This window comes from Mucilaginibacter mali (assembly GCF_013283875.1).
In the GTDB taxonomy this organism is placed as follows: domain Bacteria; phylum Bacteroidota; class Bacteroidia; order Sphingobacteriales; family Sphingobacteriaceae; genus Mucilaginibacter; species Mucilaginibacter mali.
Map to the genome: position 1 here is coordinate 452,283 of NZ_CP054139.1, position 21,512 is coordinate 473,794.

At 47.0% G+C, this 21,512-nt stretch carries 17 protein-coding genes and 1 tRNA gene; 10 read left to right on the top strand and 8 right to left on the bottom strand.

Translation table 11 applies throughout. The features are described 5' to 3' along the window. Positions 1-43: 43 nt before the first annotated feature. Entirely contained in the window at positions 44-424 is a 381-nt protein-coding gene (locus tag HQ865_RS02015) for an START-like domain-containing protein (RefSeq protein WP_173413283.1), read from the bottom strand. Positions 425-588: 164 nt separating this feature from the next. On the opposite strand from HQ865_RS02015, the gene HQ865_RS02020 reads away from it, so the two are divergent. Then, positions 589-662: transfer RNA gene (locus HQ865_RS02020), tRNA-Met, on the top strand. A gap of 170 nt (positions 663-832) precedes the next feature. Beyond that, the gene (locus HQ865_RS02025) at positions 833-2,458 is read left to right on the top strand and encodes an ABC transporter substrate-binding protein (RefSeq protein WP_173413284.1); all 1,626 of its coding nucleotides are present in this window, start codon (positions 833-835) and stop codon (positions 2,456-2,458) included. 7 nt (positions 2,459-2,465) lie between these two features. Here HQ865_RS02025 and HQ865_RS02030 read toward each other — a convergent pair whose 3' ends face one another. Together HQ865_RS02030 and HQ865_RS02035 are read right to left on the bottom strand one after the other, a co-directional pair. Then, on the bottom strand, positions 2,466-4,550 hold the full coding sequence (locus HQ865_RS02030) for a hypothetical protein (RefSeq protein ID WP_173413285.1): 2,085 nt from the start codon (positions 4,548-4,550) through the stop codon (positions 2,466-2,468). A gap of 143 nt (positions 4,551-4,693) precedes the next feature. Further along, positions 4,694-5,383, bottom strand: coding sequence for a DUF4397 domain-containing protein (locus HQ865_RS02035; protein WP_173413286.1), 690 nt, complete (start codon positions 5,381-5,383; stop codon positions 4,694-4,696). A gap of 269 nt (positions 5,384-5,652) precedes the next feature. Between HQ865_RS02035 and HQ865_RS02040 the strand changes: the two genes are divergently transcribed. Beyond that, positions 5,653-6,957, top strand: coding sequence for a DASH family cryptochrome (locus tag HQ865_RS02040; protein WP_173413287.1), 1,305 nt, complete (start codon positions 5,653-5,655; stop codon positions 6,955-6,957). 429 nt (positions 6,958-7,386) lie between these two features. Here HQ865_RS02040 and HQ865_RS02045 read toward each other — a convergent pair whose 3' ends face one another. Both HQ865_RS02045 and metK read right to left on the bottom strand, forming a co-directional pair. Next, complete coding sequence (locus tag HQ865_RS02045) at positions 7,387-8,922, bottom strand: IS1182 family transposase (protein ID WP_173412997.1); 1,536 nt, start codon at positions 8,920-8,922, stop codon at positions 7,387-7,389. Positions 8,923-9,074: 152 nt separating this feature from the next. Then, complete coding sequence (gene metK / locus HQ865_RS02050) at positions 9,075-10,325, bottom strand: methionine adenosyltransferase (RefSeq protein ID WP_173413288.1); 1,251 nt, start codon at positions 10,323-10,325, stop codon at positions 9,075-9,077. A 205-nt stretch (positions 10,326-10,530) separates the two neighbouring features. On the opposite strand from metK, the gene HQ865_RS02055 reads away from it, so the two are divergent. The 4 genes from HQ865_RS02055 (at position 10,531) to HQ865_RS02070 (ending at position 13,499) form a co-directional block, all read left to right on the top strand. Continuing rightward, on the top strand, positions 10,531-11,418 hold the full coding sequence (locus HQ865_RS02055) for a diacylglycerol/lipid kinase family protein (RefSeq protein ID WP_173413289.1): 888 nt from the start codon (positions 10,531-10,533) through the stop codon (positions 11,416-11,418). A gap of 5 nt (positions 11,419-11,423) precedes the next feature. Further along, complete coding sequence (locus HQ865_RS02060) at positions 11,424-11,765, top strand: translation initiation factor (protein ID WP_173413290.1); 342 nt, start codon at positions 11,424-11,426, stop codon at positions 11,763-11,765. 366 nt (positions 11,766-12,131) lie between these two features. Further along, positions 12,132-12,746 carry a hypothetical protein gene (locus tag HQ865_RS02065; protein ID WP_173413291.1) on the top strand — a complete coding sequence of 205 codons (615 nt, stop codon included), beginning with the start codon at positions 12,132-12,134 and terminating at the stop codon, positions 12,744-12,746. A gap of 306 nt (positions 12,747-13,052) precedes the next feature. Further along, on the top strand, positions 13,053-13,499 hold the full coding sequence (locus HQ865_RS02070) for a KTSC domain-containing protein (protein WP_173413292.1): 447 nt from the start codon (positions 13,053-13,055) through the stop codon (positions 13,497-13,499). A gap of 214 nt (positions 13,500-13,713) precedes the next feature. Here HQ865_RS02070 and HQ865_RS02075 read toward each other — a convergent pair whose 3' ends face one another. Continuing rightward, positions 13,714-14,526, bottom strand: a complete 813-nt coding sequence (locus HQ865_RS02075) for a glycoside hydrolase family 16 protein (protein WP_173413293.1) — start codon at positions 14,524-14,526, stop codon at positions 13,714-13,716. A gap of 332 nt (positions 14,527-14,858) precedes the next feature. On the opposite strand from HQ865_RS02075, the gene HQ865_RS02080 reads away from it, so the two are divergent. After that, positions 14,859-16,214, top strand: a complete 1,356-nt coding sequence (locus HQ865_RS02080; RefSeq protein WP_173413294.1) for a Gfo/Idh/MocA family protein — start codon at positions 14,859-14,861, stop codon at positions 16,212-16,214. A gap of 609 nt (positions 16,215-16,823) precedes the next feature. Continuing rightward, entirely contained in the window at positions 16,824-17,867 is a 1,044-nt protein-coding gene (locus tag HQ865_RS02085; protein WP_202020440.1) for a DUF6807 domain-containing protein, read from the top strand. 197 nt (positions 17,868-18,064) lie between these two features. Here HQ865_RS02085 and HQ865_RS02090 read toward each other — a convergent pair whose 3' ends face one another. Further along, positions 18,065-18,490, bottom strand: a complete 426-nt coding sequence (locus HQ865_RS02090) for an SRPBCC family protein (RefSeq protein ID WP_173413295.1) — start codon at positions 18,488-18,490, stop codon at positions 18,065-18,067. Between the two features lie 179 nt (positions 18,491-18,669). Between HQ865_RS02090 and HQ865_RS02095 the strand changes: the two genes are divergently transcribed. Further along, on the top strand, positions 18,670-19,065 hold the full coding sequence (locus tag HQ865_RS02095) for a hypothetical protein (protein ID WP_173413296.1): 396 nt from the start codon (positions 18,670-18,672) through the stop codon (positions 19,063-19,065). Between the two features lie 146 nt (positions 19,066-19,211). On the opposite strand, the gene HQ865_RS02100 is transcribed toward HQ865_RS02095, so the two are convergent. After that, positions 19,212-21,374, bottom strand: a complete 2,163-nt coding sequence (locus HQ865_RS02100) for a polysaccharide lyase family protein (protein ID WP_202020441.1) — start codon at positions 21,372-21,374, stop codon at positions 19,212-19,214. Positions 21,375-21,512: the final 138 nt, after the last annotated feature.

Below are 21,512 nucleotides of genomic sequence, written 5' to 3' on the forward strand. Positions count from 1 at the left end.
ACTAACTTATTTGATGTTAATTTATTGTTTGACAGCGCCCTGATCAGGCCCCTAAAACGCTGATGAGGTAATCTATCTGGTTATCCCAAATCAGTTTTCGCTCGGCAATGGTATCTTCGGTAGCAAAGTCGGTAACGCCCAGGGCAACATCGTTGGTTAACTCGTCCTGCAGTATTTCCATTTCAAAGTAACAGCTGGGGTCGTCGTCTACCCACTTAAACCTTACCAGCTTATTTTCCTTCATCAGCAGCAGTTTAGCCTTCTGCTGCTCCCCATCCCATGTAAAAGTATAAACCTGATCTCTGACAGCCACATCATCCGCAAACCACTGGGTTAAGCCGTTCGGTTCGCTTAAAAACGAGTACAGTATACGCGGAGATGACTTTATTTCATACTCAATATTAAATTTTTTCTTGTCAGACATATTGGTTCAAATCAATTGGTTAGCCTTAGGCGGCTATAAAAGTTAACATTTTTTCTAAAGGAAAGTAAATTATCCTATATTTGCAAACCTTTTAAAAAAAGGCAGCTTGTTTTGGCCGGTGATAAACCAATACCGCGATAATAAACAAAACAGGCGTAAAATACGGCGGGGTAGCTCAGATGGTTAGAGCGTAGGATTCATAACCCTAAGGTCGGCAGTTCGATCCTGCTCCCCGCTACTTGAAGATGAAGCAGTTGCATGAAAATGTAGCTGCTTTTGTTTTTTCTGGTCATGTAGGGTTCTCCTATTTTTATCTTTCAATTTATTAACAGAAATTGCCCGCTGAATTACCAGCAGTTGTGGCGAAAAATAAAATTGGCCGACCTGCTGATATGAGCGAAAATACAAATGAAAAACTGTTATTATCTCCTGTTGCTACTGATCACTCTTGCATCGTGCAATAATGGCAATAGCGACGTGGGCAAAACCATCTTCAATATCAATATGGATGAAGGCCTTACCAGCATGGACCCTGCTTTTTGCCGTAATCAAAATACCATCCTTACCGATAACCAGTTGTACAATGGACTCGTGCAGATAGACGATAGCCTGGCCACCCGCCCCTGCATCGCCAAAACCTGGGAGTCGGACGAGGCAGGTTTAGTGTATACCTTTCACCTGCGTAACGATGTTTATTTTCACGACGATGCGCATTTTGCCGGAGGCAAAGGCCGCAAGGTGATAGCGCAGGATTTTGTGTACAGTTTCGGCCGGTTGATCGATCCTAAAGTGGCCTCGTCAGGCGCATGGATCTTTAACGATAAGGTGAACGGCAAGCAGGATTTTATAGCTGTTAATGATAGTACGTTTAGTATCCGCTTAAAACAACCATTCCCGCCATTGTTGAGTTTGTTAACAGCGCAATACTGCTCGGTGGTACCCAAAGAGGTAGTGGAGTTTTATGGGAAGGATTTCCGCGCGCACCCTGTTGGTACCGGTCCGTTTATGTTTAAATACTGGAAAGAGGGGGAAGTACTGGTGCTGCTGAAAAACCCGCGTTACTGGGAAAAAGATGCAAACGGAAAGCGCCTGCCTTACTTAGATGCGGTGCGATCGACCTTTATCGGCGATAAGCAAACCGCTTTTATGGAGTTTATTAAAGGCAAAGAAGATTTTTTTAACGATATAGATGGCAGCTACCGTGATGATATCCTGAGCAAATCGGGCCACATTACCAACAAGTATAAAGGGAAGTTTATGATGAATACCCGTCCTTTCCTTAACACCCTGTACATGGGCATGCTGGTAGATACTAATGTAGCTATTGTAAAGCATTCGCCGTTGCGTATAAAGAAGGTGCGGCAGGCGATCAACTATGCCATCAACCGGCAAAAAATGGTAAAATATTTGCGTAATAGCCTGGGCACGCCGGGCACTTCGGGCTTTATACCCATGGGCATGCCTGGATTTGATACTACCGCGGTAAAAGGGTATCAATACAATCCTGAAAAAGCACGCCGACTACTGGCCGAAGCGGGATTCCCTAATGGTAAAGGCTTCCCCGAAATTGTGTTGCACACCACTGTAGGTTACCGCAACCTGATAGAATATGTGCAGGGCGAACTGGCCCGTATCGGCATCAGCACTAAGGTAGAAATTGTGCAGGGCAGTAGCCTGCGCGAATTGGTGGGTAAAAACGGCGTTAACTTTTTTTACGGTACCTGGATAGCCGATTATCCCGATGCCGAGAATTATATGTCGCTGTTTTATTCAAAAAACAAGGTTCCTTTCGGTCCAAACTATACCGGTTTTCATAATAAGCAATTCGACGCGCTGTTTGAGCAGGCTTACCATGTAAAAGATAATGCCCAACGCTACGCACTTTACCGGCAGATGGATAACCTGGTGATGGAAGAATCGCCGGTGGTAGTTTTATATTATGATAAGTTGGTGAACCTGTACCAGAACAATATCAGCGGGTATAGCAACAACGCGCAAAACCTGCTGATATTGAAGCGGGTGGTAAAGCATTAATCCATCACTACAAATTTAGTTTGAAGCCCAGCCCATAGAACTTGCGGTTATCGGTAATAGTGGATGCCGTGTTTTGCATTAGGTTACGGGTATTGGCAAATACTTCAGCCCCTTTGGTCCCCTTTACAGCTACGTTGCAGCCAATGTATAAATTTTGCAATACAAACGAATTAACCCTTGTACTATTGGTAACCGATCCCAGCGGGTAAACACGCTGGTTTATGCGATAAAGCATATCGATACCCGCAAACGCTTTCTTGTAGCTTAAGCGGTTAATAAAGCCGCCTGTAATAATGCGGTTGATGAAATAATCGTAAAAAGTGGAATAGATGGGGATATTTGATACATCAAGCTGTGTTTTGATAACAGATGTATTGATGCCCGACCGCCAGTTAAAATAATGAGTGTTTATCAAACTCATATCAACACTTACCCGGTGCAGGTATACGCCGTTATCGGGGTGGTAATAAACATATGATGGCATGCCGCTTGGTGTAGGATTAACCAAAACAAACATAATATCATTGCGGCTACTGCTGTAATTATAGCTGATATTAAGTTTATCCTTTAGTAGCGACAGCGTGGTACCCGCTTGTATTTGCGTATAAACCTTGTATGGGTTATACAGCGTACTGCTATAAGCTAAAGATCCGTTACTGCCATAAGCAAAAACACCATACCCGGGGACGCCCGGCGTGCCGTTATCAGTAAGCCCGTTTGTGTATACAGACATGTTAGACATGCTGCGCGCTATCGAACCGTAGATCTTTAATTCTGTATCGCCTGCGTAGCTATTATTTAAGTGTAATAAATTTACCGTTGCCGAGGCAAATGGGAATACTTTGGCAGGCTTGTTAGGGTCGTTTGGTAAGATGCTTGTATTATTCAGGAAGGCCTGTAACCCACCTTGTACCAGGAAAGCCCGGGAATAGGCAAATGATAACGATGGCGTTAATGAAGCCATGTTTTGCGTTGAGGTGAAGGTGGCTGTGGTGCTGTAAAACGAGCTGGAGGACGTGTAGGCATTGCTGTTGCCGGCATCATCTTTAAAATGCGTATAGCTAAAATTAAGATTCGGTTCTATCTCCCAATTACCTTTTTTCAACGGGTAAGAGATATTGTCTTTTACAATGAATGCCGTCGCGTGCTCGTTGGTATCGATACTTGTGCTGCTACTAATGAAGCCTGGGCTGACGGGTAGGAATGCTGTAGTCATACCGCTGTATTTTGATGTAAACGTGTAGTGCTGGATCCCGGCGCTCAGCTCATTGTTAAGTCCGGATAGTTTGCTATGCAACTTTACATCGGCATGCAGCAGGTTTTCCTTACTACTGGAAACAGACTGTGTTAGTGATGCTACAGTAGCGGTAGTATAATCGTCTGTTGTTTTTTGCGGTACAAAACCCGCGTTAATGCTAAGCGAATTATTGCTGTCCAGCTTAGCATCAAAATAAGCGTTCAGTTTAATTCGGTTTAAGTTTACAGGCGCGCCATATTTAGTATTGCCAACCCGTAGCTGTGGCAGGGTGTAGTGTTGCCAGTCTGCCGAAAAACCGGTTTGCGTTGCCGATGTGTTTGAATACACCGATGCGTAATACTGGTGATAAAAACTGGTGGTACTTTTGGCATCGGGCAATGTGCTGCTATTGGTATTGCGCAGGCTGATCAGATTAGTTTGCCCGGCAACCGTAACGCCCGATTTGCCGGCACCACCGCGTTTAGTTTTAACCAGCAACAGCATTTGCGATGGCGATATACCGTTTAAATGCACCATGGCATTTTGCACCAGGGTTATTTCTTCTATATCGTAAATACTGTAAGCGTTAATATCGGCATTTAACAGGCCATCTATCACCGTGGCATAGTTTACATTTGTGCCATAAACACCGTGCAGCCAGTTGGCCACAGCATCGCTCAGGGTAAGAAACGGGATCTTTTCAAGGTCGGCAGCTTTTATGGTTACGGCTTGGGTAAAGTCCTTTTTTACGGCAATGCGGCCAAGATCGTATTTGGTATCATCGGTTTGTGCACTGGCTTGCAGCAACGATAGGGTTAGGATTGCTGCGATAGTTGCGGGTAGATATTTTTTCATAAATTGTATAAGGCAAGGCTAAAATATAAAACAAACGACGAATTTAGTTAACAAAATGAAAAAATCCCTGCATGGCCTAAGTCATACAGGGATTCAATAGCCTGGCTTTAAATGCTAAAATCAGCCAGAGTTTTTGGGTAACATTAGTTTTGAGCTATAATGTGGTAGCTTAAAGTAGCGGTTGTTGCACCCGATACATAAATGGTATAAATTTTACCGGCCTGTATGGTAACAGGGATGCTTAAAGTAGCTGTAGTTGAACCAGAGGCATATAAAAAGAAAGTAGTATTGGCATCAACCGTGTTATAGGCCGAAACTGCTTTGTAGGCCAAACCGGTAACCAGCTTATTAGTAGCCGAGATACCAAAATCAACCGCTGTAGACGCTGCGGCCGATGCCAGGTGGATAAAGCGTACTTTAGCTTTGCCTGATGCAGGGGCTGACTGATCGTCCTGGGCAACTACATAACTGTTTGAAGATGCGCTGCCAGTATAGTAAACGCTATAGTATTGACCGCCGCTTAACGACATGCTAAATGACGCGTTTGCTGTTGTTGACCCTGAATTGGTAAACTGCGCGGCGCGGTTACCACTGCTGGCGGTAAGATAACTTGAACTTTGTGTATAAGCTACTGCCGACGCGTTTAGTTTGGCATTATCAAGGTAAAAGTCCTGGGCTGAAGATCCTTCTGCCGCGTTTGTGATCATTACATACGCTGAACCGGAAATGCCGGCATTACTATCATCTTTTTTACATGATGACAGCGCAGCTATAGCAAATAGCACCAGCAGGAACAGGTATTTAAATTGGAGTGTGTGTTTGAACGTTTTCATATTTATAATTTTTTAAATAGATACTTAGCCATAGTCAAGTTGTATTCCAAAAAGTGTTAAAACGGGCTTTGGGTAATGTAGAGGCAGTTTTGTCCATATGCTGGAAAAATACTATGTATCTTTTTTGATACAATCAAGGCGAGGGATGTTGGCTCAATTGGGCAATAATCCCTCTCATTATAGTGTAAATATTTTATTAACCGTTATATCAACAGCTAAATAATTACGATAATTGTAGATTGGCTGAATTTCCGGGGAGCACTATCACTATGAGCGAAAGAATAATATTGGTTTGGTTTAGAAATGATCTGCGCATACAGGACAATGAAATTTTGCTCGAAGCCACCCGCAAGGCCGATAAGGTAATCCCTGTTTACTGCTTCGATCCTTATTATTTTAAAACCACACCATCCGGCACACTTAAAACCGGCAACTTCAGGGCTAAGTTTTTGATCGAGTCGGTACAAAACCTGCGCGATAATTTGCGGGCAATGGGTTCTGAACTGGTGGTGCGCATCGGTTCACCAACCGAAGTTATTCCCCAACTCGCTGCCGAATATGCTGTGAACGAAGTATATCATCACCGCGAAGTGGCGTTTGAAGAAACCGGCATATCCGAACAGGTAGAAGCCGCGCTTTGGAAGATCAAACTTAACCTGAAGCATTTTATAGGGCATACGCTTTATCATAAGGAGGATCTGCCATTCCCAATCAAGGATATACCCGACAGCTTCGCCACGTTCCGTAAAAAGATAGAGCGCGATAGTTCGGTAAGGGTAATCGTACCCGCGCCGCAAACCATCAGCACTCCTGATATTAACGATGCAGGCGAAATCCCTACTTTGCAGCAATTGGGATTGGATAAACCCGTTAACGACCCCCGCGATCACTTTCATTTTACCGGAGGCGAAACCATAGCGCATGAACGACTGCAACAGTACTTCCAAAACTTCGATCCGGCCCTCAACGGAAAAAATATCCGTACGGCTACATCCGGTTCGCAACTATCACCATGGTTAACCTTTGGCTGCATATCGCCAAGGCAGGTTTACCACGAGGCTATTAAGCACGAACACCGCACCAACCACTCGTTGATACTGGAACTGCTTTGGCGCGATTACTTCCGCTTTATGTTTAAAAAATACGGCAACCAGTTTTTTAAGGCCGATGGTTTTAAAGATGAAGCCCCCGAAGTAAGCGCCGATCAGCACGCGCTTTTAGAGCAATGGAAGCATGGCAGCACGGGCGTGCCTTTTGTTGATGCCTGTATGCACGAACTGAATGCCACCGGGTACTTTAATAATTACTGCCGCCAAACCGTGGCATCGTACCTGGTGAAGGAAATGAAGGTAGACTGGACTAAAGGCGCCGCCTATTTTGAAGAAAAACTGATTGACTACTCGCCGGCCAGTAACTGGGGCAACTGGGCCTTTATAGCCGGCGTAGGCAGCGATCCGCGCGATAATAAATACTTCAGCAACTTTAAACCCGCCGCCGAGCACGACCCGCGGGATGAATTTATTCAAACCTGGCTGCCTGCAAACGCGGCGGAGTTGGATGCGTTGATGGGGTAACCCGGTCCGGCTTATTCTATAAATATTCTTCTGAAAAAATATACTACCGGTAAAATATCAGCGTATATTTATTATCATGAACTCGTTCGAACAATTTACCATCATCATCGGCGCCTTAGCCATTTTGTTTGAGGGGTATGATTACCTGCGCAATTATGTGCGAAAGTTGATGCACTGATAATAATCCGTCATGCTGAGCGATAGCGAAGCATCCCCGATAAGCAGAGTGAAAATGCATAGCTTGGGATGTTTCGCTATCGCTCAACATGACGAATAGGTAATAAATAAAAAGAGGCCGTATCATAAATCAAATGATGCGGTCTTTATTTTTTTAGCCTAATAGCTGAATTTGGTATTGAGTTTCTATGGAATTTTTTGAGGGGGAGGGGGTAGCTTTCTTGGGCGAACCTGAGTGGTAAAACGACTCATTTAAGCCGCTTTTTTCCTTAGATTTTGTGCGATTGCAACTAAACCCCATTCTATTTCTACTTTTTCCTTGCCGCGGAGCATAAACCGTTTAAAGCCATGGTTCTGCTTAATATTACCAAATACAGGTTCTACATCAAAGCAGCGTTTCTTTCGCCGTTGTATGCCTTCTTCACTGTTTAACAGCTCGTGCGCCTTTTGTTTCAGGCGGTTCAGGTTTTCATTGATTTCAATGATCCGATTCCCTTTTGATTTATGGCAAATACCGTTCAGCGGACAGTTAGCGCAGTTAACTGCCTGGTATCTTTTTACCGTTTGTTCAAACTCCGTGCTTGTTTTTCTTTTACTTGTTCCGATGAAATTCATTTGCTGGCCCATCGGGCAGATGTAACAATCTTTCTCCTGGTTGTAAAAAAGCTTATTTGCTGCAAAAGGGTGCTTGTTGTTGTGATTCTCATTTTGTTCCTTATCGAACATCCCATACTTTACAAAGGCGATTGTTCCTTTTTGTTCCAACCGCGTGTAGTTCTCCTCGGAGCCATATCCGGCATCGGCTGTAAGCACTTGCGGTGCTTTGCCAAAGCTGACTTCATGCTGCGCTAAATGAGCACTTAATGTATTGGTGTCTGTGGTGTTGGAGTGAATGGTGTAATTGACAATGAACTGGTTGGATGTGGATATCTGAACATTATACCCCGGTTTTAACTGGCCGTTTTTCATGTGGTCTTCCTTCATCCGCATGAATGTGGCATCCGTATCGGTCTTGGAATAGCTGTTGCGTTCACCCAGCAGAGCTTCCTGCTGCTCATAGCGGGCAATGGCCTGCGGGTAATGTTTGCTGATATACCGCAGCTTGCTTTTGACCTGTTTGGAAACATCCTCACGCGAGGAAAGCTTCTCATTGAGTTTATCTACTGCGGCATTGACCTTTTCACTGTCAATAACAGTAAAGTCAGGCGGATCAGGCAGCCTGTCTTCTTCTTTTGCTACGCTTTGGGCATAGTCCCATATCTCTGACAGCTGCTTTTTCATCTTTTCCTTATTGGTCTGAATCGCTTTCTTCCAGACAAAGGTATACCGGTTTGCATTCGCCTCTATCTTTGTCCCGTCCGTATTCACTTCTTCAATACTGAGCAGGCCTTCCTCTGCCAAAAGTTTCACCACATCTTCGAACACATCACGCAGCGCATGCTTCAAACGTACGCCCCGGAAACGGTTGATCGTATTATGATCAGGATAGTTCATCGAACTCAGCCACATCAGGTAAACGCTTTCCCGGCAGGCTGCTGCCAGCTTTCGGCTGGAGTAGGTGTTGGTTACATACCCATATACCAGCACCTTTAACAACATTTGCGGGTGATAGCTTGAACTCCCGCGGATATGATAAGCTTTCAGCAATGGTTCCAGATAGAGCCTGTCGATCACATCGTTAACTACACGCACCGGGTGCGATGCCGGAACTAATTCGTCAAGTGTCGGAGGAATAGCCATCAACTGCCGTTGCTGGTAGGGCTTGAATACAGGTCTTTTAGAGGACATACTACGCTACTTTCGATACATAAATATATGAAAATCAGATTATTATATCAAATAAATACCCCTCTTTATTCCAATAAATTATGCACAAATAAAAAAGAGGCCATACCATGATTTATGATACAGCCCCTTTTTATTTTATAAAGTCAGTCAGATTACAATCCAAAAGCAGCTTTCACTTTATCTACATAATCCAGCTTCTCCCAGGTAAACAGCTCAACCTCTTTGCTGATCGAAGAGCCATCGGGGCTGAAGAATGTTTTGGTTACGGTTTGGCTTGGTTTGCCAAAGTGGCCGTATGCAGCAGTTTCGCTATAGATAGGGTTACGCAGTTTAAAGCGGGTTTCGATAGCATAAGGTGTCATGTTGAAGATCTGCTCAACTTTAGCGGCAATCTCGCCATCGTGCAGGCCAACTTTACCTGTACCGTAAGTATTTACGTAGATCCCCATTGGCTGTGCTACACCAATAGCGTAGCTAACCTGTACCAGTACCTCGCTGCAAACACCGGCAGCCACCAGGTTTTTGGCAATGTGACGGGTAGCATAAGCAGCCGAACGGTCAACCTTTGACGGGTCTTTACCGCTGAACGCGCCACCACCGTGTGCGCCTTTACCGCCGTAGGTGTCAACAATAATTTTACGGCCAGTCAGACCAGTATCGCCATGCGGGCCGCCGATAACGAATTTACCGGTTGGGTTAATGTGATATTTGATCTGATCGTTAAAGAAGTGAGCGTATTTTGGATATTTAGCTTTTACGCGCGGGATCAGGATGCCAATAATATCGGCTTTGATCTTGGCAAGCATCGCTTGTTCCTCGTCAAAATCATCGTGCTGGGTACTGATAACGATCGCGTCGATACGGATAGGCTGGTTGTTATCATCGTATTCCAGCGTTACCTGCGATTTTGCATCAGGGCGCAGGTATTTAATATCGGTCATTTCGCGGCGGATAACGGCCAGCTCTAATAAAAGGGCGTGGGCGATGTCCAGTGCCAATGGCATGTAGTTATCGGTTTCAACAGTCGCATACCCGAACATCATACCCTGATCGCCGGCGCCTTGCTCTTCTTTGCTTTTACGGTCGACACCCTGGTTAATATCAGGCGATTGCTCGTGAATAGCCGAAAGCACACCGCAGCTGCTGCCATCAAACATGTATTCGCCTTTGGTGTAACCAATTTTATTGATCACATCGCGGGCAATTTTTTGCACATCTAAATAAGCTTTTGATTTAACCTCGCCTGCAAGTATTACCTGGCCGGTGGTTACTAAAGTTTCGCAGGCTACTTTCGATTCTGCGTCGAACGCCAGGAAGTTATCAATTAACGCGTCTGATATCTGGTCGGCAACTTTATCCGGGTGGCCTTCTGATACGGATTCTGATGTGAATAAATATGGCATAAATAATAATTAATATATGTACAATACGAAAGTGGGCAAGAAACAGATTGCGGATGAAAAAAGCATGAGTTTTTAGCACTTTTTTACGTGGTTGCAATCCAGCCTTAATATAAGGCATCAAATCAGTCCACTTTCAGGCGCAAATGTAAAACAATTTTACAAAAGCCGAAAATAGGTTACTTTTGACCGCTGAAAAAAATTAAGCTTGAAACAGAAGATCCTATTTATTATTAATCCGATATCGGGCGGAAAGAAAAAAGACGCAGTGCCGCAACTTATTCAGCAATACCTGGATGTTGAAAAATACGAATACGCCATAGTGTATACCGCCGGCGTTGCGCACGGCCGTAAGCTGGCGCTGGAAGCCCGTGGTAATTACGATGTGGTAGTAGCCGTAGGTGGCGATGGCACGATAAACGAAATAGCTTCGGCATTAGTGGGCAGCAGTACCGTAATGGGAGTTATCCCTTTTGGTTCGGGTAACGGGCTATCCCGGTTTTTAAGCATCCCGATGGATATTGTGGGCGCCGTAAAAAACATCAACAACGGACGGGTAGAAACCATAGATGCCGGTCGGTTGAATGGCAAATACTTTTTTAATATGGCCGGCATGGGCTTTGATGCCCACATCAGCGAAGTATTCTCGCACGATAAAAAACGGGGTTTCGGGACGTATATCAAGTCGTCGTTCCGCGAGATCAATAATTATAGGTCGGAGACCTACCAGTTAAATATCGACGGCAAGGAGTACACCCGCCAGGCCTTTATGCTTAGCTTTGCCAACTCATCGCAGTATGGCAATAACGCGCATATATCGCCCTATGCTTCGGTGCAGGATGGCCTGTTGGATGTTTGTGTGGTAAAACCTTTCCCGCTTTATAAGTTTATCATTATGGGGCTGCGCATGTTTACCAAAACTACCGATAGCTCTAAATATGTCGAGATCATCCGCGGGAAGCATATCACCGTGAAACGCGAAAAGGAGGGGGCTATCCACCTCGACGGCGAACCCCAAATTGCAGGCACCGATATTGATATCGAAGTATTGCCGGCATCGTTAAAATTAATTACAGGCAGCAACTATAAAGCATAGCGGTCATGTCAAAAAAAAATAAAAATACCACCGGTGTTGTTTACTCAACCGACCCAGGTTTTCAATACCAGCAGGAAGCCAGCAACTCATCGGCTACTTTGCCACCGCAACAGCAAAACCTGCGCATTTTCCTCGACCGTAAGGGCGGCGGCAAAATGGTGACCGCTATTGCCGGTTTTGTAGGTACCGAAGCCGATATGGAAACGCTGGGCAAAAAGCTAAAAAGCAAATGCGGCGTAGGCGGATCGGTAAAAGATTTTGAGATACTGATACAAGGCGACCACCGCGATAAGATACTGGCCCTGCTGCTGGCCGATGGCTATAAAGCTAAAAAGGCGGGCGGGTAGCCGGATAGTAGGATCTTATCATCAAAAAACTCTTTCGAAATCTAAACCTGCAGAGTGTTGTGTGAGGACTACTTTGATGACGTAATATCAAATCATTCTGAAATATAGCCCTAACATAGCCGCGAAGGCAGATTGGTATCAATTACTGCCAAAGAACTACTGAGATTTATTGTTTGTCGATGGCCTTTTTTGCCAAATATTGTTTGGCAATTTAGGCACAGTCGAAAAGTGGGCTTTGCAAAGATCGTACAATGGCTTAATTGCACGTGTGGCAAACTATACAATATACAAAAAATTATCGGTAAAAGCCAGTCTGGTAACAGAAGTATTTTGATTAATCCCTATCTTCAATCCCAAACCATTACCATGCCCCTCCAAAACCGTGTAACCCCGCAAGGCCATATCATCAGCACCAGCGCCCGTGGCGACTGGCTGGGTAACCGCGGGGTAATTCATAATGCCGGTAAGCAGATCGTTCGGCCATATAAAATAAAAGCCTGGATCATTTGCATGCTGCATTTCAGGGGGCGGCACCGCGAAGTAATGACGCCCGACCGCTGGACCGAGCTCTTCTTTCTCGACGAAGCTACCGCCTTTTCGGCCGGGCACCGGCCTTGTTTTCAATGTCGCTATGCCGATCATGTGCGGTTTAAAGCCGCCTGGCTAAAAGGAAACCCGCAATACGGCTTTACCGATAAAACATCCATCATCGAGATCGACAACATCCTGCAAAAGGAACGGATAGACAGGAAGGGCAATAAGGTAACCTATACCGCTTTAGCCCAAAGCTTGCCCGATGGGGCTTTTATAGGAATTGATGGCGATCCCTATTTAATAGCCAATGGACAAATGTACGGGTGGTCGCCATTTGGTTATGGTAAAGGGCTGGCTTTGCCCGCAGGAAAAGCAGTAACGGTTTTAACCCCGGCATCAATTGTGAATGCCTTCGGCGCGGGGTATAAACCGCAGATGGGAGTTTAAGGGTAGGCCGAGTATCAGCTCACGCCCGGCAACTCCGTTAGCTAACGGAGGGTCGGCCCGCTCTTCGTTGCGCGGGGCAGCGGACAAGATTAGTATTGGTAACCCATTCCCTCTTTTGCCAAAGGCAAGAGAGGGTGGTCGAGCGTAGCGACGGCCGGGTGGGTCCTCGCCACAATCTATTTCACATGCCACCCTTAAAATTGTCCTCAAAAAACCCTACCTTTGCGCAAAAATTACACTCATTGTAAAAAGCTATCTTACGAATGCTTTTTCCCTCAACCACAATGAATTAAAAGATTTGATGCGATGAAGAAAATTGTTGATTACCGGAAATTATTAGGCGTTACAAAGGAAGCTGAACTACAGGAACTGAAAACCGTTTACCGCGGTTTAATGAAAACCTGGCATCCCGATAAGTTTAATGACAATGCCGAAGCCAAACTGGAGGCCGAGGAAAAAAGTAAAGAGATTATCGAAGCCTACCACTTTTTGGTAAGCATTGCCCCCGAAACTACCGCACAAACCTTAAACGCCTATACCGAAACCATTAATACCGGGATCCTTGATTTTGAATACAAATCGCAGGTATTAACATTTGACTTCACCGACGGCAACTCGTACGAGTATTTTGGCGTGCCCAAAGCCGTTTACGTTAAACTCATCAATGCCGATTCGCCGGGCCGCTTTGCCCGTCGCCACATTTTTAGCGAATATGTTTACCGTAGTGTAAGCAGATTGGTGGCTTCTGCGTAAGTAGGTAATTAACCACTATATTACTGTTTCTATAGCCCTCTTTTGCCAAAGGCAAGAGAGGGTGGTTGAGCGTAGTAACGACCGGGTGAGTCCTCGCCGATATATATATACTCACCCCGACTACGCTTCGCTGGTCGACCCTCTCTTCGCTTCGCGGAAAGAGGGTAGGAATAATCATAGATAATATGCAGGCAAAGTCTGCTTACAACACCAACTAATTCCTCACCACCAGTACCCAATCCACCAAAAACTCAGCTTTGCCGGCTTTTATCTTGTCTACTGTATTTTGCGGCAGCCCGTAATAAGGCGCTTCAACCTTGTTAATGCCATGCGGATACCCGCCGCCAAGGGCAAAGTTGAGGATGAGATATTTGGGATTATCATAGGCCCAACGGCCGTATTTTTCAACCATGGCCCGGGTTACCGTATAGGTTACTTTATTATCTACACTAAATACAATGCTGTCTGCCGTCCATTTTACCGCGTAGATATGCCATTTGGTAATGTCGATACCTTTTATCAGCGTATCCTTGTACGATAGCGGCGTATTGCCCGAGTAGCCGGGGCCGTGCAGGGCATGGCTCACCCAGCCGGGTTCGCCTACGTTTTCCATCATGTCTATCTCGCCGCAGTCGGGCCATTTGCCCTGGCCTAATGCCCAAAATGCCGGCCATAAACCCTGACCGGCTGTCATTTTTATCCGCGCCGAAGCTGTACCATAAGTAAACTGAACCTTATCGCGGGTATTGATCCGGCCCGAAAGAAAATCGTACTTTTTTTGCTGATCGCTTACATAACCGGGGTGATAAACCGGGGTAATATGCAGTAAGCCGCCTCGCAGGCTTAACACACTGGCCGAATCGACATAAGCCTGCTGCTCGTTATTTACCGTGCGGCCGGTAACCTCCACGTTCCACCTGCTACGATCGAGGTTTTTAGCATTAAAGTTTTCATAAAAAATGGTATCAGGCTTAGATTGCGCAAACGCGGTAACGGAAAGGCAAAGCAGGGCGAAGGTGAGTTTCATGAATGAAAGGTAGTTATTTAACCACAAAGTGCACAAAGGTTTGCCCAAAGCACACAAAGAAAAATAAAGCTATCATACACTTCTTTACCACTACACAAGTCTCTGTGGCCTTTGTGGTTCTCTCTTTGTGTCCTTTGTGGTTAAATCGCCACCAATGCATGCCATATATTAAGTGTATAAAGCACATTAAATGGAATATATCGTATACTAATCGCCTTAATTTTAACTTCGTTTTATCTAAATATTTACCCATATTTGGGATATACCCCAATCGGTTGCATTGCCGGTTATAAACCATTACCCATTTACTAAACAAAACTTTACCTAATAGCATGGAAAAATCACGCCGTACTTTTATCAGGCAGGCCGCGGTGGCCGGTGCCGGTGTATTGTTAGCCAAAAGTGGCTTCAGCGCCAAAAGTTATAAGCGCATCATCGGCGCAAACGATCGTGTGCGCGTGGGCGTAGTCGGCTTCTCCGACAGGCACCGCAGCTCGCACATCCCCAGCTTTATGAACCACTACAAAGAGCTGAATTTTGAGGTGGTGGGCGTATCCGACATCTGGAAGAAGCGTCGCGAAGAAGGCGCCGCCATCTGGAAAGAAAAGATGCAGAACGATGTAAAGGCCTATCGCAATAACGAGGAAATGTACGATGCCAAGGCAGTTGACGCCGTATTTATCAGCACCGCCGATTTTCAGCACGCGCGCCACTGTATCGAAGCTGTAAAAGCCGGGTGCGATGCCTATGTAGAGAAGCCTTTTGCCGAAACCATGGAAGATGCCCGCGCGGCCCTGAAAGCGGTAAAAGAGACTGGCAAGATCGTGCAGATCGGTTCGCAGCGCCGTAGTGGTTCTAACTATCATGCCGCAAACGATTTTATCCAGTCGGGTAAGTTTGGCGATATCACCATGGTAGAGCTGACCTGGAACGTGAACCAGCCCGGTCGCTGGCGCCGCCCCGAGTTATTACCTTTATTAAAAGAAGAAGATACCGACTGGAAGCGCTTCATCATGAACCGCCCGTACGAGAAATTTAACCCGCGCTATTACCTGGAGTACCGCCTGTTCTGGCCATATTCGTCGGGCCTTGCCGGCCAATGGATGAGCCACCAGATAGATACCGTGCACTGGTTCAGTGGTTTAAAACACCCGCGCAGCGTGGTAGCCAACGGCGGTATTTACATGTGGAAAGACGGCCGCCGCAACTGGGATACCATTTTAGCCGCCTTCGATTATGGTCCGCTGGATGATATGAGCAAAGGCTTCCAGGTAACCTTCGGTTCGCGCATGCACAATGGCGACGAACACCCTGCCGAGATCTACTACAGCAACGGCGGCGAACTGAACCTGATCACCAACAAGATATCGCCAAAAGGCGGCCTTACCGAAAAGATGGCCGCTGCCATGAATATGCACGCCAACCTGCTGCCCGAGATCAGCCTGAAAAATACCGAAGCGGTGGTGGCATCGGCCAATACCGGCGGCGATATCCTGACATCCAACCACGTACGTAACTGGATGGAATGTGTGCGCAACCGCAAAACACCTAACGCCCCTGTAGAAGCAGGTTACAGCCACTCGATAGCCAACATCATGACCAACGCCGCCGTACACACCGGCTACAAGGCCACGTTTGATGAGAACACGCAGGAAGTTATGGCTAATGGTAAGGTGTTTAAGTATTGATAGGGTAAACAGGAGTATGTTAGTCGCGTTCATTCCCATAATACTGCTTATTTTGTTTGTGGCAAGTGTTATTTATTTGGCTAACATCTCAAAATTTAAGGATCGCACTTTTGCGCAAAGACTGGGTCAGTTTGGTCTTTACAGCTTATACGTGCTTTTAGGTATGTGTATACTTATCGCGGTTGCATATATAAGGTCTAAGAGCAGCTAAAAGATCTTACCGCCGTCGCTCGGCTCCAACCGAGCGACGGCATTGTGAGCCACAAATATGTCATTTCGAACCCTTGAAGGGCGGGGAATAGCAGGGAAAGGGTGAGAAATCTTATACGATACGCGGTGTTTAGCATGGTTGAAACAAGCCGTATAAGATTTCTCCTCATCCCCAACACGCTATCCCACGCTGATTCGTTCGAAATGATAAGCTAAAAAGTGTGGTAGGAAGCTAAACGGTAAGAAATTTTGAAAAGCAATGCCACTGATACTATTAACGCTTGTTCCTGCTTTCCGCTGCAAGTCCGCACTGCGCTACGCTTCGTTTACGGGCTTTCCGCTGCAATCAGGTTTAGGCCGAACGGTACTGCAATAAAATAACATCGACAAAAAACTAAAATGAACACAATAAAAACCATAGGATTAGCCATCACCATAACAGCTATGGCGGCATCAACCTTCGCGCAAAAAGCGCTGCCGGTAACGGTTGTAAAATCGGGCAAGGGAAACAAGATAGATATCAGCATTGGCGGCAAGCCGTTCACCAGTTTCCTGTATCCCGATACACTGGAGAAACCCGTATTATACCCGGTGCATGCGGCCAACGGCACAGTAGTTACCCGCGGCTTCCCGCTTAACCCGCAGCCCGGCGATCCGACCGATCACCCGCACCATATCGGTATCTGGTTCAATTTTGAGAACCTGAACGGTTTGGATTTCTGGAACAACAGTTACGCCATCGCGGCAGCTAAAAAAAGCCAGTATGGCTGGGTGCGTACCGATAAAATTTTAGAAACCAAAAGTGGGAACACCGGTGTACTAAGCTACCACGCCAACTGGACCAACCAGGCCAAAGAAGTGATACTGGAAGAAACCACCCGCTTCGAATTTAGCGGCAGCGGCAACCAACGCATCATCGACCGCATCACTACCCTGAAGGCCGATATGGAAGCCAAGTTTAACGATGCTAAAGACGGTATGCTTGGCCTGCGCCTGGCCCATGCCCTGCAGATCCCCACTACTGAAGACCAAAAGTTTACCGATGATAAAGGCATTGTAACTGTAGTAAAAGGCGGCACCGATAAGATCCCTAATGGTACTTACTTAACCAGCGCCGGCAAAACCGGTAACGATGCCTGGAGCACCCGGGGCGTGTGGTGCAAGGTATACGCCAAAATGGGCGCCGATTCTGTGAGCATATCTATCATCGACCACCCGAAAAACCCTAACTACCCAACCTTTTGGCATGCCCGCGGTTACGGTCTGTTCGCGGCCAATCCGCTGGGCGAGAAGATCTTCACCAACGGCAAATCGGCCAAAAACCTAACCCTGCAAAAAGGCGAATCGGTAACGTTTAAATATCGTATCGTTATCGATAACGGCGGCAAAACCATCAGCGCTAAAGATCTGAATGAAATGGCTGCTGCTTATGGGATGAAGTAAGTTTAAACTTTAAATAAAACAGGAAAGCCACCGCTGAGGTGGCTTTCCTGTTTTATCAGCTTTCGTCATCCTGAGCGAGAGCGAAGGATCCCAGGTTATGCATTACCGCTCTGCTTATCAGGGGTCCTTCGCTTTCGCTCAGGATGACGTGTAATCAGGATGACGTGCAGTATTTATAAGACGGATTGAAAAGTGTCTTAATTCGTCTCCGTATGCCTCTTGAAATTATCCAAAATAGCCTGCCAGCCACCGCGCTGCATTTCGATGGGGTTTTGATTTTCCGGGTCGAAGGTTTCGATGATCCGGGTGCTGTCGCCCTGATCTTCAAAAACCACCTTTACCTTGCGGCCATCGCCCATGGCATACTCCATTAATTGGTTATCTACCACATTGCTGTACTCGCCGCCGAAGTCAAAGCTGAAGCTGCCATCTTTAGCGGCCATAGTGGTTTTGAATGTGCCGCCGGTGCGCGGGTCGTTATCCGAGTAGGGGGCATGCCAATCGTCTGAAGCTGCGCACCATTGCGTAATGTGTTCGGGGCTGTTCCAATATTCCCACACTTTGGCAACCGGCGCGTTTACGGTAGCTTCAATCGTTATCGGGCTGTGTGTTGTAGTTTCCATTGTTTTAGTTTTTGTAATTGATATGATCTGTTTGTTGATGTAAAGGTACGGCGACTGCTCTGATACCGGCATGGGCGATTGCGACATTTTCGGGTGCGAATTTGCCAATTATCGGGGAGTGTATTTTTATGCAATCATTTTGCACCATCTGTTGTTAATCAGCCAGTAATTACCGAAATATGGCCATTAACGTACAAATAACCTGGCTGTTCCTACTGGCGCTACCCATTGCCTGCGTAGCCTGGACCGTAACCCACGAAGAAGTTTTTCGCGAGCCGCGCGAGTTTTGCATCAAATGCAGCAAGCAGGGAAAAACTTTGATCAGCCGCAAATTCTTTTACCTGTTCACCTGCGAGTATTGCTTTAGCCATTACGTTACCGCCACGTTCCTGTCTTTAACCCATTATAAATTATTGCTTGATGACTGGCGGGGATACATCATTGCCGGCTTCGCGCTGGTTTGGGTGGCCAATTTTTATATGAGTTTGTATGGCTTGCTGCGGCAATTTATTACGGTAGAGAAAGCCGAGGCCGAGGTTTTGAAAGATAAGATAGATGACACCCCAAAAAAGTAAAGCCACCGGAAGGTGACCTTACTTTTTATATATTTTTTAATGTCATGCCGAACTTGTTTCGGCACCCCATCTGATCAGTTGTCGGACGGCATCGCTTTCCATGCAAGTGGGATGCCGAAACAAGTTCGGCATGACTTAGTTACCTTTTACAATTTTCCATCCTTATCCACTTCCAGCCTGATCACATCATAACAAATACCGCTGGCTACACCACCTGCCGGAACAGTAAGCACAATGGTATTATCGCCAGCCTTCAGCAGGGATGCATCAAATTTAAAGTCGCGCTCCACCCAAGTACCTTCAATGCCATCGCGGATCATGCTGGCGCCGCCGCCGCCAATATCGGTGAACGGACCAACATCTTTGCCATTAACAGCTATGCCCAGCGAGCGGGCACCCGAGCCGGAGATCCCGAAACGCAGGGTAGCCTTGCCGGTTGTAGCGGCGCTGGCAGGCATGTTGAAATTGATGGTCCACGGGGTGGCTCGGCCCTGATCACGGCCGTCGGGTTTATTGTCCGTATCGTGCGGAACGTGGTAGATATACCAGTCCTTAGCCGGATCTGATTTGCCTACGGTAAAGTTCACATCGTTAGGGAAATACTTGGCGTATTCGATATACATACCCCAGTGCCAATGGTCATCACCTTTGTAAAACTCCTTAGCCGAGCGGTTAGGTGTGCCTATCTGGAAGATCTGCTGTCCGTAATGCACCGGCTTCCACTCGATAGTGCCCAAATCAAGTTTTTGGCCGGGCGTAATGGTTACATTGGCAACCGCATCATAGGCGCCCAATACGCCTTCGGCTACGGCGTGTAACTGGTAAGTGCCGGGGCGAACGTTAGGGATGGTAAAGCTGCCATCGGCTGCACCTTCAGCCCAAAACTCGTAATGCTTGGCATCATTTTGCCAGGTAACGGCCTGCGGCTGGAAAGCGAAAGCCGGGCGTGCTGCGCCACCTGCAGGTCGTGGTGGCAAGTAAGTGCCACGGTTAGCGCGTTTACCATTTGGTAACAACTTCGGTGTATCGGCCGGGGCTGGTGGCGGCGGAGTTGGCTGTGTAACCGGTGGTGTAGCCGCTTCGGTACGCTGCGGGCGTGGCTGGCGCGGTACAGGTGCCTGGTCAGGGAAGGAAAGGCCGACCAGCAGGGTGCTGAATTTAGTGGTTGGTGCCTGCGGGTCTACCAGTTTCATTTTGCCTTTTACGGTGGCGCGTTCGTTGGCCAGCGGGTAATCCACACCTTTTACCCAGGTGTACGGCCAGCGGGCTTGTTCGGCTTTGGCCTGCTTTTTGGCATCGGTAAACAAAGCTTGCGGGTCGTTACCGGTGGGTACGTAAATAAACATCGGGCCAACCACTTTATGCCATTCCTCGTTATCGCCAAAATTAAGTTCGCTGCCGCCGTAGTGAGTGCCGCGCCAGTAATTAAGCAGGGTAGGGTCGCCGCCGTCGCCATCATCAAGGTGTCCGGTCAGCTCGTAATGCAATGGTCCGCTCGACAGGTATTCAAATGATGGGTTGATGATATACAGGCCCACCTTCTCTTTGGTAGACGACCAGCCGAAAGCCGGTATTTTAGATTGCTTGGCCGAGTAATCGTACTTATGCTCGGCGCGGCCTTTGTGTACGCCAGTAGTCAAACGGCGGGCTTCCTTCATATTCAGGTCTTCGCCCTCGTCCCAATCCTTGCCGGTAGGCATGATATCGTTGCGCTGCTCGTCTATCGACAACCAATCGAACACATTGCCCGCCAGCTTAAAGCCAAAGCGCGATTCGCCCACCGAACCGGCAGGATAAGTATTTTGATGGGTGAAGATGGCGTAGGTATACAAACCATGCGCGCCGCGCTCAAGGGTATAGCGGATCTCCAGGTCGGCTATCAGGCCGCCGCCTTGCCCGGCAGCGGTAGGGTTTGGCCCCAGGATGCTCTTCCCATCCGAATACCCTTTTACCGATACCTCGCCGCGGTCGCCGTTAACATCTTTCGGGTCGATGGTAATTTTGGTCTCCTCACGGGCTGCAAGGGCGGGGCTTTGTTCCCAGTACCCGGCATGGTGTCCCGATACATAGCCCATCAGTTCTACATTAGGCGTTACGGTTTTGGGTGTTTTTACTGATGTAAGGTCGCCCGTACGCTTGTTTACCTTAATGGTAAGGTAGCCGTTGCTAAGGGTATAGGTAGGGCCGTCGTCTGTCACGGTAACGGGCGGACCGGTAGGCGCTGCCTTGCGTGGTATGGGTTTTAGGATGGTGAATGATGATAGCGCGACAGTGGCTACTATCAGCATAGATTTGTAAATATGCTGCATATCAATGGTTTATTCGGGCCGGGTTTATGTACGGCCCTGGTTTATTGGGTTTACAGGATTAAATATATATAGGCTGTCCGGCTCAAGTATCCTGTACTGTGCGGGTGCGTGGAGATTGTTACAATGCGTTACAAAAAC

What these genes read in the sequence shown, in the direction of transcription:
- HQ865_RS02015 (WP_173413283.1), bottom strand. Translation starts at nt 424, where the DNA reads ATGTCTGACAAGAAAAAATTTAATATTGAGTATGAAATAAAGTCATCT.
- HQ865_RS02025 (WP_173413284.1), top strand. Translation starts at nt 833, where the DNA reads ATGAAAAACTGTTATTATCTCCTGTTGCTACTGATCACTCTTGCATCG.
- HQ865_RS02030 (WP_173413285.1), bottom strand. Translation starts at nt 4,550, where the DNA reads ATGAAAAAATATCTACCCGCAACTATCGCAGCAATCCTAACCCTATCG.
- HQ865_RS02035 (WP_173413286.1), bottom strand. Translation starts at nt 5,383, where the DNA reads ATGAAAACGTTCAAACACACACTCCAATTTAAATACCTGTTCCTGCTG.
- HQ865_RS02040 (WP_173413287.1), top strand. Translation starts at nt 5,653, where the DNA reads ATGAGCGAAAGAATAATATTGGTTTGGTTTAGAAATGATCTGCGCATA.
- HQ865_RS02045 (WP_173412997.1), bottom strand. Translation starts at nt 8,922, where the DNA reads ATGTCCTCTAAAAGACCTGTATTCAAGCCCTACCAGCAACGGCAGTTG.
- metK (WP_173413288.1), bottom strand. Translation starts at nt 10,325, where the DNA reads ATGCCATATTTATTCACATCAGAATCCGTATCAGAAGGCCACCCGGAT.
- HQ865_RS02060 (WP_173413290.1), top strand. Translation starts at nt 11,424, where the DNA reads ATGTCAAAAAAAAATAAAAATACCACCGGTGTTGTTTACTCAACCGAC.
- HQ865_RS02065 (WP_173413291.1), top strand. Translation starts at nt 12,132, where the DNA reads ATGCCCCTCCAAAACCGTGTAACCCCGCAAGGCCATATCATCAGCACC.
- HQ865_RS02070 (WP_173413292.1), top strand. Translation starts at nt 13,053, where the DNA reads ATGAAGAAAATTGTTGATTACCGGAAATTATTAGGCGTTACAAAGGAA.
- HQ865_RS02075 (WP_173413293.1), bottom strand. Translation starts at nt 14,526, where the DNA reads ATGAAACTCACCTTCGCCCTGCTTTGCCTTTCCGTTACCGCGTTTGCG.
- HQ865_RS02080 (WP_173413294.1), top strand. Translation starts at nt 14,859, where the DNA reads ATGGAAAAATCACGCCGTACTTTTATCAGGCAGGCCGCGGTGGCCGGT.
- HQ865_RS02085 (WP_202020440.1), top strand. Translation starts at nt 16,824, where the DNA reads ATGAACACAATAAAAACCATAGGATTAGCCATCACCATAACAGCTATG.
- HQ865_RS02090 (WP_173413295.1), bottom strand. Translation starts at nt 18,490, where the DNA reads ATGGAAACTACAACACACAGCCCGATAACGATTGAAGCTACCGTAAAC.
- HQ865_RS02095 (WP_173413296.1), top strand. Translation starts at nt 18,670, where the DNA reads ATGGCCATTAACGTACAAATAACCTGGCTGTTCCTACTGGCGCTACCC.
- HQ865_RS02100 (WP_202020441.1), bottom strand. Translation starts at nt 21,374, where the DNA reads ATGCAGCATATTTACAAATCTATGCTGATAGTAGCCACTGTCGCGCTA.